This window comes from Microbacterium sp. BR1, assembly GCF_002812725.1.
Taxonomy (GTDB): Bacteria; Actinomycetota; Actinomycetes; order Actinomycetales; family Microbacteriaceae; genus Microbacterium.
Genome location: NZ_NMUN01000009.1, coordinates 123,783 through 140,266, shown reverse-complemented (window position 1 = coordinate 140,266; position 16,484 = coordinate 123,783). Strand labels below are relative to the sequence as shown.

Here is a 16,484-nt window from a genome sequence, read left to right as displayed (position 1 = left end):
CTATCCTCCTGAAGTACCTTCGACGTCCCCTACCGGCATCTCCAGAAGATGGAACGACAGCGTCTTCCCGTGTGGATCAGTTGAGGTGGAACGAGTCACGCCCCCGTAGAGGCGCCCTTCGAGGACAATGATCAACGTGCCGGAAGCGGTGGGCTCGTGGATATTCACCGATGCGACGGGCAGTCCGAAGTGAGCCGCGAGGGACTGCACACTGAGCTGTCGCCAAAGCCAAAAGCTGTCGACACCGCTTTTGGGGTGTACGGCGATGATCGAGGTGTCGCCCTTGTCGCCAGCACGGGCGGTCGCTACTTCGTGGAGGAGACGCGTCGAGGTCGTCATGAGAGTAGCTCCACGTCGATCGACACCGTATCTCGTGGAATTAACGCCGACACGATTCCGACCGTCTCGCGAATCGCCGAGGTTGCCCCCCCACCACCGGCCGGACCATTGGTATAGAGCGCTTCGACGTCTTCGCATAATGCGACGGCCACGGAGCGGTCGAAACCGATGTACGAGAATCGGACACGGACCTCCTCCGCGTGCCCGGCGGGATGCCAGGGACGCGTGGAGTTGAGGCCGACGCGGTCGATGCGCAGTCGTGCGATCGGTTGATGGTGGATGTCGACCCACCGCTCGGCGATGATCTTGCCAGCGAGTTCGGCTCGCGCGACGCATCCGTACCCCGAATAGGAGATTTCTGCGACGGCCATATGCCCATCCCGGACGCCGATGCTGACTTTGAGTTGGTCAGGTATCCCGTTGGCTCGCGCGCCCGACAACCTCACCGTCTCGGGGCCAGGTTCGTCAACCGTCACAGCGGAGAAGTCGACGATGAGATCGGGTGTGATGTATCGTCTGGGGTCCGCGATCTCGTAGTAGAGCTGCTCCAGCGCCGTCTGACGGTTGAGCAAACCGCCGGTGCCATCGATCTTGCCGTACTGGGCAGCTCCCGACGCCTGGACGGTTGCAAAGGGAAAACCGAGATGCGCCAGGCCGGGGACGATCTTGCTTGCACCATCGGCGAAGTAGCCCCCCGTGAGCTGGCCGGCGCATTCGAGCATGTGGCCGACGAGGATCGACTCGGCGAGAAACTCGCTGGGAGTGAGGTCCTGGGCGAAGTGATGGAGTATCGGCGCTGAGAAGAGAGCTGCGTCGCCCACGCGGCCTGTGATGACGACGTCGGCTCCGCGGTCAAGCGCGGTGATGATCCCCTCGGCACCGATGTAGGCATTCGCCGAGATGACACGATCTCCCAGTTCCGCCACGGTCTCGCCGGTCTCGATCGTGACCGTGCAGGGGTCGAGTACGTCCCGGACGTCGTCGCCGGTGACCACCGCGACTGCCGCCGAACGGTCGAGCTGTCGGAGAAGATCAAGCGTCGCGACGCCGGCTGCCCGCGGGTTGGCTGCGCCGGCATTCGTGATGACTCGGCCGCCCCGGTCGATGAGCGGTGAAAGAGTGTCGCGGAAGCGGCGAAGAATTCGCGAGTCGAATCCCGATCCGGCCTCGCGATCGCGGGATTGCTGCGCGAGTGCGATGGTGCGCTCGGCGAGGCATTCAAAGACAAGCACATCGATCCGAGGATCCATGGCTAGCTCGACTGCGGGCTCGTACCGGTCACCCGCGAAGCCTGCTCCAGAGCCGAGCGTGAGGGGTGCGACGGTCATGTGTTCGATACTTCCGGGGCGGTGAGCCGAAGTTGCTCTAGCGTCTCATCGACCGTCCAGACGCGTCCCCAGCGTACGGCGAACTGCCGCAGCGTTGCATCGTGAGAAGCCTGGTCGATCTCCGCCGTCGCGTCTTCGACGATCACGGTCCGATAGCCGCGGTCGGCTGCATCCCGTGCTGTGGTTTCGACACAGGAGCTCGTCGTGACACCCACGAAGATGACACCTCGGCAACCCATGTTCCTGAGCATCTGATCGATCGCAGTGCTGTTGAAGGCGCCGCGCGAGGTCTTGTTGATGACCAGTTCGCCCGGAATAGGGGCGACCGCGTCAAGGATCCTGTGCGCGGCGGTTCCAACATGATTGGTGAGCGCCGCGATCGCGCCGGACATGTTCTTGCGATCGGGGATGAGGTCGCTGCCATCAGGTAGGACGGGGCCTAACGTCACGTGGATGACGCGGGCGCCTGCGTTTCGGAACGCCCCGAGCAGCGTCCGGATGCGGGGCACCACGACACCTTCGACGCGGTCGAAGTAGTACGACCAGTTGTCGGGATGGGTCTGGCGGAGGCTGGGTCCCCACCCGTGGTCCCGTGATGCGTCGACGTACTGCATGTCGATGATCACGAGGGCCGTGTCGTCGATCGATAGATCGAATTGCTCGGGGGCAAGTCGAGGGAGCGCCTCAACATCCTCACGCCATGTCATTCTGGTCTCCTCGGGTCGAAGCTCGCGGCCGGACTAGACATCCGTCGCGCGAGAGTATGTTGGGACGTCACCGTCGCGCGAGTGGGTAGGCAACTGGCCTCATTGGGGCTGCAGTTGCGCCCGTCAGGGGCATAGCCGCGCCGATGAAGGCGAACTCGTAGACGGATTCATGGGAGAGTTCCTCGGTGTCGACGACCTCCATGATCGGGACGCCCGCTTCGACAAGCAGGTAGGTGTGGACGGGTACCCAGTTGCCCTCCACCTCGCTCGGCATGTGCTCGAGCACGAGGTTGTCCGCGCCGACTATCATCGCGCCCGCCTCTGCGAGATATCGCGCGCCGTCCAGGTTGATACCTGGCGACGGCGCCATGAAGCGTTCCGGATCGGGCCACGTGCTCATTCGGCCGGTGCGGACCATCACGACATCGCCGCGGCGGATCTCACTTCCCTGCCTGCGTAGGGCGTCCTTCAGGTCGTCCGCCCCGATGGCATAGGAGTCCGGAAGCACGTCCACGCCATGGGTGGCGGCGACGTCGACGAGGACACCGCGGGCTACGATTGGCGGATATAGTTCCGGCCCGGACACGGTCCAGCCTCTGCTACCCAGGTGCTCACGTTCGGTGAATCCGTTCCACAGCACCCCGCCGTAACCGTAGTGGTTGAGTGTGTCAATGTGTGTACCGGTGTGGGTGTACATCATGAAGCTGTCGCCGGAGTAGCTCACGAGCTCGTTTACGGCGCGGCCCTGATGGCTTCCGTCATCCACCAAATTTCCGTTCGGTGTGTGACCCATCCAGATCTGGAACGAAGGATCGCCCGCGGCCGTCCACGACGGCATCGTGGGAAAGTAGCTCACTGCCATGTCAAAGGGGCGTCCGAAGTCTGCCTCGGCCGCGACCAATCGTTGGGAGGCAGGCGTCATCGCATTGAGCATGCCAATCTGATCATCCTTGCCGAATGGGCTCTTGGTCGGCTGTCCGGCCGTCGCGATCAGGGCCGCGATCGCATCGTGCGACGAGCGCGCATCGAACTCACACATTTGATTCGTCCTTTCTCGGTGGTTCTCATGTACTCAAGCCTTCTGATGAACGCCAGGAGTCCTTGGCCGGTCTATCCGGTGTAGCCGAGCCGCAACGATGCCTGTCGCGCGGCGGCGCGGACGGTATCGCACAGGCGATCCAGATCCTGCCCGTTGACGCGGGACGTGGGAGCCGAGACGGCGATCGCGCCGACAAGAGTTCCGTCGGCGGAGAACACCGGAGCCGCGACACCGCTGAGACCTGTTTCCCATTCACCGTCGCTAACGGCCACGCCGTCGTACGCCACTCTGGTCAAGGCCCGCTCGATGTCCGCCCAATCGGTTTTGGTGGAGCCGGTAAACGTCGGACGCGGTACAGACTCCACCGCTCGCCGCGCCTCCTCCGAGAACGCGAGTATTACTCGGCCGGGCGAGCCGACGTAGAGCGGGAGCACGTGGCCGATCGACAGTCGTCGCATGAGCGAGTGCGTCGCTTCCGCGACGTAGACACAGACACGATTCGCGCCCTCCGCCACGAAGAACCCAGTTGTCTCGCCGGTTATATCGCGCAGTTCTGCCACGAACGGTGCGATGAGGTCGACCGGTTCGATGCCTTCGACGGCGGCTCGCGCGAGGCGAAGGATGGCGCCTCCAACTCGGAATCCTGAGGGGCTGGGTGCGAGAAGGCCGCCTGCCACGAGGCTATGCACGATACGACTGCACGTTGAGAACGGAAGCCCCGTCGCCTTCTGTATCGACGTCAGCTCATGCGTTGGCGCGTCGGGCGTGAACAGCCCAAGGATCGTATACGCCTTGGTCATGACGAGGACTGCAGCTGGTGCTGCGGTGCCCGAGGTGCTCTCCGTTGTAGTCACATTATGGAAACTAGCACCATATCGTGGTTATGTGGTCACATCGATCCCGCCAAAAATAAAGAAAGGTGCGAGTGCTGGACTTTCTCGCATCAGTCGGTGTAGCTTCGCCATGTAAAAACGTTCCTCACAGAATGAAACCAACACGCTTCGCTTGAAGCAGATTCCACGCTCGCGTAGCGAGCAAATCAAGGAGGATGGAATGAACTTTGGTAAGAGAGGGCGCCTGACGGTTCGAGTCTCAGTACTCGCCATGGCGCTTACGGGGACCCTCATGCTGGCAGGTTGCACGCCACCCGACTCGGGAGGAACCGAGGGGGGCAGTGCGAACGTCGAGTTCGACGAGACGGCACGATCTGAGGCTCAGAAGAACGTGGATGCGCTTACGGCTGTCCCGAGCTATAACGGTCCGACAGAGCAGATTGATATGTCGCTCGTCAAGGGCAAAAAGCTGTATCTGATCGCGTTCGACCTCAGCAACGACTTCAATCGCCGTCTCGCGGATAGTTTCGAGGAGGCCGCGAAGCTCGTCGGCGCGGAGGCCGTGCTCCTGAGCTCGGGGATCGACTCCGGTGTCGCGGCGAGCTACATCGACCAAGCGGTCGCAGACGGTGCCGCAGGGATCGCGCTTTTGTCCATCGGCGTCGAGCAAGTACCTTCGGCGATTCAGAACGCGGCATCTGCCGGGATCCCGATCGTCACCATGGCTCAGACCTCGGCCGGCTCAGACCCGGGAGAGGGGATCGTGAACCAGGTGACGGTCAACACAACCGACATCGGTGCCGCGCAGGTGGACCTTGCATACCTCTCGTCTGGCGAAAGCCTAGACGTGGTCGCGTATGGCGGTTATACCCTTCCTCAGGACGTGTCGCAGCTTGCGGGCCAAGAAGCGCGCATGGCCGAGCTCGGCCTCGAAGACGCATTCGTGAAGAATGACGTGAACCTTAACACCTTCCAGACTGCCCTCCCAGGCATCGTGCAGTCAGCTATCACTGCCGACCCCGGAGTCAACTGGGTACTTCCCACCTGGGACGTGCTGGGAACGTATGTTCTGCCAGGCATCCGGAGCGCACAAGCCGAGGACCGTGTTCAGGTCTCGACGTGGAATGGAATCCCAGCTGCGATGGAACTCGTGCAGGACGGCGAGCAGGCGGGTGTGTTTGGCGTGCCGCTGCGCTGGTGGGGTTGGGCGACTTTCGACATGTTGGCGCGCTACATCGCAGGGCAGGATGTCGCGCCAGACGCGGAGAACCTCCCCGTACGCCTATTCACCCCCGAAGTCCTCGCAGACATCGATGACATCGGCGACGAGCAGTCCCTGTACGAGGACGATCACGTCTTCGACACGTACCGCGAGCTGTGGGGCCTCTGACAGCAACACACTGCGGGATCTACTCGCGGCTCAGCCGCGGGTAGATCCCGCATCGGATCGGATCGTTGAACAGGAAACCAAGAAATGACTGCAGAGTCGACCCCGATATGGGCAAAGCTGTCGCCGTACATGCTGATATTCGTGCTGATCGCCGAGTACGCGGTGTTCGCCGTATTCAGGCCGGACTTGTTCCTCTCGCCCAGTGCGCTGAATATTATTCTCTCTAGTCAGGCGCCTCTGCTCATTGCCACCCTGGCTCTCACGTTGCCCCTCGTGGTGGGGGAATTCGACATGACGGTCGGCACCAACCTGATCTTCTCAAGCGTTCTCGTCGCGGCGCTTACGACCAACCTGGGTTGGCCTGTGGCGGCGGCCGTCGTATTGGCCATGCTCGGCGCAGGACTTGTGGGTGTGATCAATGCAGTGCTCGTCGTTCGGCTGAAGATCAACTCGTTCATTGCCACCCTCGCGATGAGCACGCTCCTAGCGGGCATTTCACTGTGGGCCGCGGGATCGACGATCATTTCCCGCGTGCCTGAGGAATTGCGGGTGTTCGCAGCAACCCGTGTTCTTGGACTACCTCTCACGGTGGGCTACGCCCTTATCATCGCCGTCGCCTTGTGGTTCTTCTACCGCTACCGGCCGGCCGGACGACACCTGTACTTCATCGGGTCCAACGAAGAGGTAGCTCGACTCGCCGGCGTCAAGACTGCGCGGCTGAAGTCCATGGCGTTCATCTCTTCCTCACTCATCGTCGGCTTTGCGGGCCTACTCCTGGCGGGCACAATCGGCTCAGCAGATCCCACAGCCGGCGCGTCGTTCACATTGCCGGCTTTCGCCGCCGTGTTCCTCGGTGCGACCGCGATCAATGTTGGCCGGTTCAACGTGTGGGGGACAGTGGTCGGCTCATTGCTCCTATTCACCGGCATCACGGGACTCGCGCTGCTCGGCTTCACCGGCTGGGTGCAGGACGTCTTCAATGGTCTCGCACTGCTGATCGCCCTCATCGCGTCGCGGTTTGTCTGGAGGGGAAAGAAGAGATGACGTCAAGCCCACTGCTCCACGTCTCGGAGCTGTCGAAGACTTTCGGCACGACGAAGGTCCTGCACCAATTCGAGCTGTCCCTCCAGCCTGGCGAGATCCACGCCATCCTCGGACACAACGGGTCGGGGAAATCAACCGTAATCAAGCTCCTCTCGGGCTATCATTCGGCTGATCCCGGTGCACGCGTGGAGGTGAACGGTGAACCGGCCACGCTGCCGCTCCCTCCTCATGGCCCGGTCGGGATCGCCTTCATGCATCAGGACCTCGGCCTGCTCGAGGGCATCTCGATCGCGGAGAACTTCGCCGTCGGCGCGTTCCCTACTCGCGGCCCGGTCATCAATTGGCGTCGTCTCAGTTCCGATACCGCGCAGGAGCTTGAGACGTACGGAGTGAACATCCGCCCCAGCCGTCCCATCGACGGCACTGTTTCACCAGGGCAGCGAGCCCTCATCGCCCTCGCCAGAGCTGTGCGCACGATGAAGTCGCAATACGGCACTGGCGTCCTCGTCTTGGATGAGCCTACGGTCTACCTGACTGATCGAGATACTGCACTTCTGCATGCCAAGGTGCGAGAGCTTGCGGCAGAGGGCATCGCGGTTGTCTACATCACTCATCGGCTAAAGGAGCTCTACGGATTCGCTGAGAAGCTGACCGTTCTCCGCGACGGCAGGATCATTTTCAATGGCAGCCTCGACTCGCTGGATCGCGATGAACTGGTCGCGTTGATCGCAGGTTCGCCGGTCAATGCGGCCGAGACACCCGAGCCGGTGCGACAAACAGCCGGATCGCCAATCCTCACGGTCCGAAATCTGCGGACCGAGCGTCTCAACGGGGTGTCGTTCGACGCCTTCAAAGGTGAGATCCTTGGGCTTGCGGGGTTGGTAGGGATGGGCCAGGACGATATCGTCGAGGCGCTATTCGGATCCGTGCGAAGCGAGTACGACGAGATCTTCTTCGATAAGGTCCCCTATAGTCCGGAGATTAGTGCGGCAGTGCAGTCTCGATTCGCCTTTCTCCCCGCCGATCGGCCGCGTCGTTCAGGAGCAATAGATTTCAGCGTCTCTGACAACATCACACTTCCCGTGCTGAAGGACTTCGTGAAGAGGGGCCGTTTGGACCTGGCGGGGGAGCGCCGCCGGTCGGAGAGGTGGGCAGAAGAGCTGGGCGTCATACCACGCGATACCGGCGTGCCGCTCCGTACGCTCAGCGGTGGTAACCAGCAGAAGGCACTGCTTGCGAAATGGCTACAGCTCGCACCGAGGCTCCTCTTGTTGATCGAACCCGTCCAAGGCGTCGACGTAGGAGCGAAGCGCACGATCTTCGATCGCATCCGAACTGCCGCTCGCGATGGCGCGACCGTGATCGTGGCAAGTACCGAGCATGAAGACCTTGCAGACCTGTGTGATCGGGTTCTCGTCGTTCGCGACGGTGACGTGGTCGACGAGATCGCAGGCTCAGCCCTGGACGGCGAGCGTATCCTGCGCGCCTTCCACGGCTGATCGGCGAATTCTCCGCATAGCGTCGAACGCCACCCGCTCCTAAATCAGTTCAATTGCCTGATCGGGTTTCAGAATCCATCTGTGCGAAGACTTCGCGTGCGACCCGAAAGCTCTCGAGCGCCGCTGGAACGCCGCAGTAGATGGCAGCCTGGAGGAAGACCTCCTTGATCTCGTCTCTGCTGACTCCGTTGTTGACGGCACCCCTGACGTGAGTGGCGAGTTCATGACTGCGGTTCAGCGCGGTCAGCATGGAGAGGTTGATGAGGCTGCGCGTCGCGCGAGGAAGTCCAGGACGATTCCACACGTCGCCCCAGCAATATTGGGTTACGAGTTCCTGCATGTCCATGGAGAAGTCGTCGGCTTTGGAGAGTGATGCGTCGACGTATGCGTCACCGAGGACCTCGCGTCTAGTGCGCAGACCACGTTCGAAAAGTTCGTTGTTCAAGAGTGTTCCTCCGAGTCGGGGCGCCCGAGTGTGACGCCGTTGAGAGCTTCGATATATTGAGCGATCTGGGATTGATCCGCGGGTGTGCCGGCGAACGAGTCGAGCGCGGCGACGGCGACGGCGACCGCCGCATGCGAGACGGGCGTGGCCACACTCTGCGACTCCGCGAGGTGTAGCGCAGTCGTCACGTCCTTTACGGTGAGGCCGAGCGAAAACCCGACATTCCACTGCCTGTCGAGTACATGCGGTCCGAGTTTGACTTCGGTGGCATGGTTGCGTCCTGTCGAATGGTTGATGACCTCGAGCATTACTGCTGGATCGAGCCCGAACTTCGTCCCCACGGTCAACACCTCGAGTGCCCCGACGATGCCTATGACGGAGAGCAGGTTGTTCAACGCCTTCAGCGCGTGCGCGCTCCCCACCAGCCCGGTCCGTGAAACGTTCGTGCCAAGAGCGCCCAAGATGGGTGCGATGGCGTTCCACACTTCGTCGTCGTTGATTCCGACCATGATGGACAACTCACCAGTCTCCGCCCGTCGTGGCCCACCGGACACGGGCGCATCCACAAACGCAACCCCGCCGTGCGCTAGATCGTCGGCGTGGACCCGCGTCGCGTCGGGTCGTGACGACCCCATATCGACCACAACGGTGCCGCGACGGATCTTCGAGGCCAGTGATTGCGGATCATCCCGAAACCCGAGGACGGCGGCGACGATATCGCTGTTCGGCAGCATTAGGAACACGGCATCGGCCTCGCCCACGGCCTCGTGCGGATCCGCGACACTGGCCCCCGAGGTCTCGGCCACAGTCCTGGCCACCTCGGGCGATGCGTCGCTGACATTCAGCTCATGCCCGGCAGCGACGAGTCGTGTCGTCATGGGGGCACCCATGGTGCCGAGTCCAATGAAGACGAGCTTTGCCATCAGTTGTTCCGTTCTCTAGGAGGGAATTGAGCGTCACTCGTACCCGACAGGGCCTCAAACGCTGCGGCCCAATTGTCTCCGGCGCCTGCCGCGAGGAGGATCTGCAAAAGAATTCGGGCCTTTCGGCCGTCGAGGGACCCACTGCCGACTAGCCCTCGCCCAGCCAGATCGATGTCGGATCCGGGGAAGGTGTAGGACGAGCGGAACACGACGCCCGCCCCAACGCGACTGGCGATCACAACAGGAACCCGTGCGGCGAGGAGGCTGAGCGGCTCAAGCCATGTCGCCGGGACGTGCCCGCCCCCCATACCTTCGACGACGACGCCGTGCACGGGGGAGTCGAGCAGCAGGCGAGGAATGGACCCGTCATCCCCCATCGGCGCGCTGATCAAGGCGACCTGCGGGACGACTCCGACCTTGTCCAGCGCGATGCGCTGCACGCCCGCTGGCCGCAGTGCGATCGATGCTGTATCTTCGCTGATCCAGCCGATTCGTCCGGTCTGGCGTGAGTCGAACGGCGAAGCGCTGTTGGTGTGGATCTTCCTAAGATGACGCGGGAGCCAGAGCTCACCGTCGAATGCGACAACGACGCCGGTCACGTGGGGGCTCGCAGCGGCCACAATCGCTGAGCGGACATTGGACGGACCATCGCTGCCGGCCAGTGATGGATTGCGGATGGCGCCGGTTACCACGAGTGGCGCATCGCGATCCCACAGCAGCGAGAGGGCGAATGCCGACTCTTCGAGTGAACTCGTGCCGTGAGTGAGTACGACCCCGTTCGATCCAGCATCGATCTCCCTACGCGCTGCGTCTCGCATGGCCACGACGTCTTCGAGAGTGAGGCTGGGAGATGGCCGGAGGAGGATGTCACGCGCCGTTACCACGATTCCGGGCAGGACAGCCCCTATGGATCGCGCTATCGACAATGCGTCAAGGCGCGGAGTGACGCCGACTGCCTTGTCGGTGAGCGAGGTTGAGGCGATGGTGCCGCCGGTTCCCAAGAGGGTGACGCGCACGTCAGCGCACATCGCGCGCCTCAGCCGTCGTGAGCGGCGCGTGGTCACTCTCAGGCGCTGCCCGCTCGAAGAGTGTCCGTTCGAGAGCACGCGCGGCTTGGCGGACATGAAATTGTGCCGCCGCAGCGGCAGCCTCCGGGTCTCGGGCGCGGATGGCCCTGACTATCTGTGCGATCTCCTCCACTGAGTCGGCGATGCGGCCCGGCGCGGACAACGAGGTGATCCGCATCAGGTTCACGCGAGCCTGCAAGCTCTTGAGGAACTGCTCGGCGACCGGATTGCGAGCGCCTTCGAAGAGGATGTGGTAAAAATCGGCCTTTGCTTGCAGAATGGCGCGCGATTCGGTGACGCCTTTCAATTTCTCTGAGGCGGCAAACAACCGCTCCCGCTCGTCGAGCGTAGCGAGGCGAACAAAACTCGAGGCTACGACGCCTTCTAGGGCGCTCCGCACCTCGTAGATGCTGAGCGCGTCATCCAGGCTCAAGCGGGCCACGACGACGCCGCGCTGAGGAACGCCCGTGACGAGCCCGTCGGATTCTAACTGGCGCAACGCTTCTCGGACCGACGCACGTGACGCGCCCGTCAGCTCGCAGAGTTCGCGTTCTATCAGCCGCTCACCTGGCGCGAGACGTTGGCTCATGATTTGTTCGCGAATGGTGTCGATCACGCGCTCGCGGATGCTGTCGGTCATCACCGCTTGTGTGGGCGTGCTGGGATCGTCGATGACTGCGTCGGCGCTTTCCACTAGTCGTCCTTCCGGGATTGTCAGACACTACCGTAGCGGATAGAGCGTTGGATGGGTGCGCAAAGCCAGCCGGAATCGGAAATCACGAACATCGTTGACGAGACGATTCTTCAACTACTAGCGTGATGCGGGCAGGGTTGTCAGACAATGCCGAGTGGTGAGCGTCTGCTCACGGTGAAAACAGAATGGAGTCCCGGTGTCGAAACGCATCATGGTCGGATTCGAAATCGCTGTCGATGCTGTTGCCGGTTGGCTCGGTTCATACGGCGGAGAGGATTCGCCGGCGGACATCCAGCGCGGTGTGTTTAGTGCGGAGGTGGGCACCCGCCGACTTCTCGATCTGCTGGATCGCAAGGAGATCACGGCGAGTTGGTTTATCCCTGGTCACACGATCGAGTCGTTCCCCGCGCAGATGCGTGAGATCGCCGAGCGAGGCCACGAAATCGGGGCACACGGATACTCGCACGAGAACCCTGTGCGTATGACGCCGGAGCAGGAGGAGGCTGTGCTTGTGAAATCGATCGAGCTGATCGAGGAAATCAGTGGTCGTCGTCCACGCGGCTATGTCGCCCCGTGGTGGGAAATGTCGTCGTCGACGGCGGAGCTCTTGACGAAGCACGGGTTCAGTTACGACAAGAGTCAGGGATTTCACGACTTCCTTCCCTTCTACGCACGAGTCGGAGATTCGTGGACGAACGTCGACTACGGCAAGCCCGCCGACGAGTGGATGAAGCCATACCAGCACGGTCGAGAGGTCGACATCGTCGAATTTGCGGCGAACTGGTACACCGACGATCTACCACCACTCATGTTCATCAAGGAGTCGCCCAACAGTCACGGGTGGGTTAACCCTCGAGACGTTGAGGAGTGGTGGCGAGACCAGTTCGACTGGGTGCACCGTGAGATGGACTACGCCGCCTTCACCTTCACCATCCACCCCGATGTAAGCGGGCGCCCGCAGGTGTTGCTGATGCTTGAGCGGATCATCGACTACATCTCAGGACACCACGGCGTCGAATGGCTGACGCTGGAGGCAATGGCCGAAGACTTCCGAATCAAGTACCCCTTTCAGAATCGCGAGCGACCGTATCGGCTCAGTGCGTCTCGCGTAGACGAATAGCAGTCCGGTTGCAGCACCGGACACGCGCGCTGGCGTTCATGCCCCGATCTTCAGTTCGCCAAACTTGTCCTCGACTAGCACCGGCTGGTTCGCAATCACGATCGCCACGGCCGCAACGGATTCGGCTCGGGCGCCGGACTCCATCGCACTCGGGCACGCTTTGCTGTGAGTGGCACCGACGCCATCCCTGCCATCGTCATTGGCCAAATGATAGTCAACCTCGGCGACCAACTCTGGAGACCCGTCCGTTCGACCACCAAGCGCCGAATGGACCGCTGAACTCCTGAGTGGGCGAGGCAATCTGTCGACGGCTCGACCTGTCTGACTCTGTCTAGATGTCCCGCCGCAGACGTCTCGTACGTGACTGGCTAGATCGTCTTTCTCGCAGTCGCTAGGATCTCGGCGGCACCCTCGGCCACTCATCACTAGAGCCGCACCCCTGCCGATCTGCATCAGAAATTAGACCGCGCGGTTGAATCCGCCGTCGATCACGATCGTCTGACCGGTTATGAATCCCGCTCGCGGGGAGCAGAGGAACGCGCACAGGTCGCCGACGTCCTCGGGCAATCCGTTCCGGCGCACGGGCACGGTGGACGCGTTCAGCTCGAGCTGTTCGGCCAGGCTCCGGCCGTCGCGATCCGCGATCCGCTGTTGAAGGGTGACGAGCCTGTCGGTGAGGACTGGGCCGGGAGCGATGTTGTTCACTGTCACTCCCGATGGACCGAGGTCACTCGCGAGCGCCTTCGCAGCGATCGCGACGCCAGCCCGTGTGGCCTCTGATGCAACCAACCCGCTCTGCGGTTCACGGATGCCGTAGCCGGTGATCGTCACGATCCGGCCCCGTCCCGAAGCGGTCAGGTGCGGGATGGCCGTTCGCATGAGCCGCACGGCACTGCGCAGCACGAGGTCGATCGCGGAATCCCACACGGCCTCATCCGAGTCGATGAACGTTCGTGCCGGCGGCGGCCCGGCATTGACGATCAGGGCGTCCAGACCGCCGAGCTTCTGCACTGCGCCGGCGATGGCCGCGTCGATCTCCTGCGCATCGGTGAGGTCGCACGCGATGCCGTCGACGGCACCGATCTCAGCTGCTGCCGCCCGCGCCCGCTCGACGTTGCTGGAGGAGACGATCACCTGGGCGCCCTCTGCGATCAGGGTGCGGGCGCAGGCAAGACCGAGACCCTGACTGGCGGCGGTCACGAGTACGCGTAGGCCCTCGAGTTTCAGATCCATGACGTTGTTCTCTCTAGCTCAGGGGCGATTCGGGCCGTTAGGCGTTCTGCGGGAAACCAAGGTTGATGCCGCCGTGACTCGGATCGAGCCAACGTGCGGTAACCGCCTTCTCGCGGGTGAAGAAGTGGAAGCCCTGGCGACCATACGCCTTCGTGTCGCCGAAGGCCGAGGCCTTCCAGCCGCCGAAGGAATGATAGGCGACCGGAACGGGGATGGGTACGTTCACCCCGATCATGCCGACCTCTATCTCATACTGGAACCGGCGGGCGGCGCCGCCGTCGTTCGTGAAGATGGCCGTCCCATTGCCGAACGCGCCGCCATTGATCAGCTCGACGCCCGCCTCGTAGCTGTCGACGCGAACGATCGCGAGCACCGGGCCGAAGATCTCATCCGTGTACGCGCGGGAGGTTGTCGGCACGCGGTCTAGCAGTGTGGGCCCGAGCCAGAATCCGCCGGGGTCTCCGTCGGGTTCGACCTCGCGGCCGTCCACGACCACAACGGCGCCGTCTGCGGCGGCGATGTCGATGTAGGAGGCCACCCGATCACGATGTTCGCGTGTCACGAGCGGACCCATGTCACAACCGCGACGACCGTCGCCGATGCGGAGGCCACGCATCCGCGCGGTCACCTTCTCGATGAGGGCATCCGCGACCGGCTCGACGACGACGGCGACCGAGATCGCCATGCACCGCTCGCCCGCCGAACCGAAGCCGGCATTGACCGCCGCGTCGGCGACCAGGTCGAGGTCGGCGTCGGGGAGTACGAGCATATGGTTTTTCGCGCCGCCCAGCGCCTGCACGCGCTTGCCGTGGCGGGCTGCAGTCTCATAGATATAGCGCGCGATCGGGGTGGAGCCGACGAATGAGATCGAAGCGACATCAGGATGCTCGAGCAGTGCATCTACGGCCACCTTGTCGCCCTGCACCACGTTGAAGACGCCCGCCGGCAGGCCCGCCTCGTGCAATAGCGCGGCGAGCCACAGGGCGGCGGACGGGTCCTTCTCGCTCGGCTTGAGGATGACGGTATTACCTGCCGCGAGAGCAATGGGGAAGAACCACATCGGCACCATTGCGGGGAAGTTGAAGGGGCTGATGATCGCTGCAACCCCGATGGGCTGGGGGAACGAGTAGACGTCGACGCCCGTCGAGGCGTTCACCGAGTAGTCGCCCTTGAGTACCTCAGGGAACCCCAGCGCGAACTCCACCACCTCCTGGCCTCGCGTGATCTCGCCGAGGGCATCCGAGACCACTTTGCCGTGCTCGGCGGTGATGATCTCGGCGAGCTCGCCCTTACGTGCATCTAGCAACTCACGGAAGCGGAACAGGATCGTCTGCCGCTTCGCGATCGAAAGGTCGCGCCACGCCGGGAAAGCCAATGCTGCGGCGCGGACGGCGACGGCGACGTCGGCTGTCTCGGCTAGCGTCACCGATCCGCTCTGCGCGCCGGTGGCAGGGTCGAATACCGCGCTCAGGCGGCGGTCGGGCAGGTCGACGCGTGCACCGTCGATCCAGTGGGGAATGCGCTTGGTCATCGAAACCTCTTCTTCTGAGTGATGTTGTGATCAGTCCATGACGACAACGGCGCGGCCTGTGATCTCGCCGAGCGCGAGGGCCCGGTAAGCGGCGTCCGCGTCGTCAAGGGCGTAATGCCGGGTGACGACGCCCTCGGCGTCGAAGTGCCCATCGGCGGCCAGCTGCACGACGGCGGGCAGATCTACCCGGGTACGTGCGCCGAACGAACCGGTCACCGTATAGCCGCGCCGCACGAGCGGCGTGATCTCGATTTCGGCCGTAGCGGTGCCCGCGGCGATGCCGATCGCGACCATGCGTCCGCCATCGGCGAGGATATCGATGGCCTGACGGAAGGTCGCCGGGTGCCCGAGCGCCTCGAATGAGACGTCGACCCCATGTCCACCGGTCAGTGCGCGGACCTCCGTCTTCACATCGACACTGCTTGAGTTCACGGTATGGGTCGCGCCGAGCCGGAGGGCCGCCTGGAGTTTCTCGTCCGAGACATCGATGGCGATAATCGGATCGGCGCCGGCGGCCTTGGCGATCTGCAGGACTGCGCTACCTACGCCGCCGACGGCTGTGATAGCGACGGACTCGCCACGTTCGACGTGTCCGGCGCGGTGCACGGCGCCGTAGGAGGTGAAGGCGGCGCAACCGAGAATCGCGGACGCCACCGGGTCAAGGCCGGCAGGAAGCTTCGTCAGTGCCGAGATCGGTACCACCGAGTACTCGGCGAGGCCTCCCATCGAGTACATAGCCAGGAACGAGCCGTCGGGTAGCGTGAGCCGGCTTGTGCCGTCGTAGAGCGTTCCTCGCAGGCGATTCTGGCCGAAGAAGTTCGCGCAGAGATCGTCACGACCGCGAATGCAGGCATCGCACTCCGTGCACGGCATGATGAACGCTCCAACGATGTCATCGCCCGCCTGTAGGCCGTGAGTTTCTACGGTTCCATCACCGAACGCCACCACGGTGCCGCTTATCTCATGTCCGAGCACCGCTGGGCGGGGAAAGGTGACTTCGCCCTTGATGACATGGAGGTCCGTGTGGCAGACACCGCACGCGTGCACCTTGACGAGGGCCTCGCCTTCCCGGGGTGTCGGCACAGCGATCCGTATGATCTCGAGCCCCGGGTGGTCGTCTCGCAGAACCGCGGCCTTCATGGTCTCAGGCAGAGCAGTTTTCTTGTCGATGTGCACGTCAGCACCCTCCTGTCGGTCAGCCGTTGTCAGCCTGCGACAGACATGTAGGTGCGGTCAAGCACTAGTCATGCATGGTGAATCTGCGAAATTGCAGATTCGATCGTTCGTAAAGG

At 62.9% G+C, this 16,484-nt stretch carries 17 protein-coding genes; 5 read left to right on the top strand and 12 right to left on the bottom strand.

Annotated elements, in window-relative coordinates:
• From CGU35_RS14860 to CGU35_RS14840, 5 genes are all read right to left on the bottom strand, one after another.
• Positions 1-339: an AtuA-related protein gene (locus tag CGU35_RS14860; protein ID WP_100812299.1), complete on the bottom strand. Its 339-nt coding sequence runs from the start codon at positions 337-339 to the stop codon at positions 1-3.
• Positions 336-1,667, bottom strand: a complete 1,332-nt coding sequence (locus tag CGU35_RS14855; RefSeq protein WP_100812298.1) for an acyclic terpene utilization AtuA family protein — start codon at positions 1,665-1,667, stop codon at positions 336-338. Before CGU35_RS14855 ends, CGU35_RS14860 begins: the two co-directional genes overlap by 4 nt.
• Complete coding sequence (locus CGU35_RS14850) at positions 1,664-2,374, bottom strand: cysteine hydrolase family protein (protein ID WP_100812297.1); 711 nt, start codon at positions 2,372-2,374, stop codon at positions 1,664-1,666. The genes CGU35_RS14855 and CGU35_RS14850 overlap by 4 nt, the downstream gene beginning before the upstream one ends.
• A 67-nt stretch (positions 2,375-2,441) precedes the next feature.
• Entirely contained in the window at positions 2,442-3,413 is a 972-nt protein-coding gene (locus CGU35_RS14845; RefSeq protein ID WP_100812296.1) for a cyclase family protein, read from the bottom strand.
• A gap of 71 nt (positions 3,414-3,484) precedes the next feature.
• Entirely contained in the window at positions 3,485-4,213 is a 729-nt protein-coding gene (locus CGU35_RS14840; protein WP_100812295.1) for an IclR family transcriptional regulator, read from the bottom strand.
• A 205-nt stretch (positions 4,214-4,418) separates the two neighbouring features.
• Between CGU35_RS14840 and CGU35_RS14835 the strand changes: the two genes are divergently transcribed.
• From CGU35_RS14835 to CGU35_RS14825, 3 genes are all read left to right on the top strand, one after another.
• The gene (locus CGU35_RS14835; protein WP_157814007.1) at positions 4,419-5,636 is read left to right on the top strand and encodes a sugar ABC transporter substrate-binding protein; all 1,218 of its coding nucleotides are present in this window, start codon (positions 4,419-4,421) and stop codon (positions 5,634-5,636) included.
• An 84-nt stretch (positions 5,637-5,720) separates the two neighbouring features.
• Positions 5,721-6,680, top strand: coding sequence for an ABC transporter permease (locus tag CGU35_RS14830; RefSeq protein WP_100812293.1), 960 nt, complete (start codon positions 5,721-5,723; stop codon positions 6,678-6,680).
• The gene (locus CGU35_RS14825) at positions 6,677-8,179 is read left to right on the top strand and encodes a sugar ABC transporter ATP-binding protein (RefSeq protein WP_100812292.1); all 1,503 of its coding nucleotides are present in this window, start codon (positions 6,677-6,679) and stop codon (positions 8,177-8,179) included. The genes CGU35_RS14830 and CGU35_RS14825 overlap by 4 nt, the downstream gene beginning before the upstream one ends.
• 49 nt (positions 8,180-8,228) lie before the next feature.
• Here the strand turns inward: CGU35_RS14825 and pcaC are convergent, their stop codons facing one another.
• The 4 genes from pcaC to CGU35_RS14805 are packed head-to-tail and all read right to left on the bottom strand — an operon-like array spanning position 8,229 to position 11,308.
• A complete protein-coding gene (pcaC, locus tag CGU35_RS14820) occupies positions 8,229-8,624 on the bottom strand; it encodes a 4-carboxymuconolactone decarboxylase (RefSeq protein ID WP_100812291.1) in 396 nt (131 codons plus the stop codon).
• On the bottom strand, positions 8,621-9,547 hold the full coding sequence (locus CGU35_RS14815) for an NAD(P)-dependent oxidoreductase (protein ID WP_100812290.1): 927 nt from the start codon (positions 9,545-9,547) through the stop codon (positions 8,621-8,623). Before CGU35_RS14815 ends, pcaC begins: the two co-directional genes overlap by 4 nt.
• Positions 9,547-10,563, bottom strand: a complete 1,017-nt coding sequence (locus tag CGU35_RS14810; RefSeq protein WP_157814006.1) for an asparaginase domain-containing protein — start codon at positions 10,561-10,563, stop codon at positions 9,547-9,549. The genes CGU35_RS14815 and CGU35_RS14810 overlap by 1 nt, the downstream gene beginning before the upstream one ends.
• 1 nt (position 10,564) lies before the next feature.
• Positions 10,565-11,308, bottom strand: a complete 744-nt coding sequence (locus CGU35_RS14805) for a GntR family transcriptional regulator (protein ID WP_100812288.1) — start codon at positions 11,306-11,308, stop codon at positions 10,565-10,567.
• A 196-nt stretch (positions 11,309-11,504) separates the two neighbouring features.
• On the opposite strand from CGU35_RS14805, the gene CGU35_RS14800 reads away from it, so the two are divergent.
• Positions 11,505-12,428 (top strand): polysaccharide deacetylase family protein, encoded by a 924-nt coding sequence (locus CGU35_RS14800; RefSeq protein ID WP_100812287.1) that lies wholly within the window; start codon positions 11,505-11,507, stop codon positions 12,426-12,428.
• Between the two features lie 459 nt (positions 12,429-12,887).
• On the opposite strand, the gene CGU35_RS14795 is transcribed toward CGU35_RS14800, so the two are convergent.
• The 3 genes from CGU35_RS14795 to CGU35_RS14785 are packed head-to-tail and all read right to left on the bottom strand — an operon-like array spanning position 12,888 to position 16,200.
• Positions 12,888-13,661, bottom strand: a complete 774-nt coding sequence (locus tag CGU35_RS14795; RefSeq protein WP_100812286.1) for an SDR family oxidoreductase — start codon at positions 13,659-13,661, stop codon at positions 12,888-12,890.
• A gap of 37 nt (positions 13,662-13,698) precedes the next feature.
• On the bottom strand, positions 13,699-15,192 hold the full coding sequence (locus tag CGU35_RS14790) for a CoA-acylating methylmalonate-semialdehyde dehydrogenase (RefSeq protein ID WP_100812285.1): 1,494 nt from the start codon (positions 15,190-15,192) through the stop codon (positions 13,699-13,701).
• Positions 15,193-15,222: 30 nt separating this feature from the next.
• Positions 15,223-16,200 (bottom strand): zinc-binding dehydrogenase, encoded by a 978-nt coding sequence (locus CGU35_RS14785; protein WP_232711351.1) that lies wholly within the window; start codon positions 16,198-16,200, stop codon positions 15,223-15,225.
• Between CGU35_RS14785 and CGU35_RS18640 the strand changes: the two genes are divergently transcribed.
• Positions 16,105-16,419 (top strand): hypothetical protein, encoded by a 315-nt coding sequence (locus CGU35_RS18640; protein ID WP_232711355.1) that lies wholly within the window; start codon positions 16,105-16,107, stop codon positions 16,417-16,419. The two genes, CGU35_RS14785 and CGU35_RS18640, sit on opposite strands and share 96 nt — an antisense overlap.
• Positions 16,420-16,484: the final 65 nt, after the last annotated feature.

Bases quoted from the DNA above. Each gene is read 5' to 3' on its own strand.
- CGU35_RS14790 (WP_100812285.1), bottom strand. From the start codon at position 15,192: ATGACCAAGCGCATTCCCCACTGGATCGACGGTGCACGCGTCGACCTG.
- CGU35_RS14840 (WP_100812295.1), bottom strand. From the start codon at position 4,213: ATGACCAAGGCGTATACGATCCTTGGGCTGTTCACGCCCGACGCGCCA.
- CGU35_RS14825 (WP_100812292.1), top strand. From the start codon at position 6,677: ATGACGTCAAGCCCACTGCTCCACGTCTCGGAGCTGTCGAAGACTTTC.
- CGU35_RS14855 (WP_100812298.1), bottom strand. From the start codon at position 1,667: ATGACCGTCGCACCCCTCACGCTCGGCTCTGGAGCAGGCTTCGCGGGT.
- CGU35_RS14830 (WP_100812293.1), top strand. From the start codon at position 5,721: ATGACTGCAGAGTCGACCCCGATATGGGCAAAGCTGTCGCCGTACATG.
- CGU35_RS14815 (WP_100812290.1), bottom strand. From the start codon at position 9,547: ATGGCAAAGCTCGTCTTCATTGGACTCGGCACCATGGGTGCCCCCATG.
- CGU35_RS14795 (WP_100812286.1), bottom strand. From the start codon at position 13,661: ATGGATCTGAAACTCGAGGGCCTACGCGTACTCGTGACCGCCGCCAGT.
- CGU35_RS14860 (WP_100812299.1), bottom strand. From the start codon at position 339: ATGACGACCTCGACGCGTCTCCTCCACGAAGTAGCGACCGCCCGTGCT.
- CGU35_RS14850 (WP_100812297.1), bottom strand. From the start codon at position 2,374: ATGACATGGCGTGAGGATGTTGAGGCGCTCCCTCGACTTGCCCCCGAG.
- CGU35_RS14845 (WP_100812296.1), bottom strand. From the start codon at position 3,413: ATGTGTGAGTTCGATGCGCGCTCGTCGCACGATGCGATCGCGGCCCTG.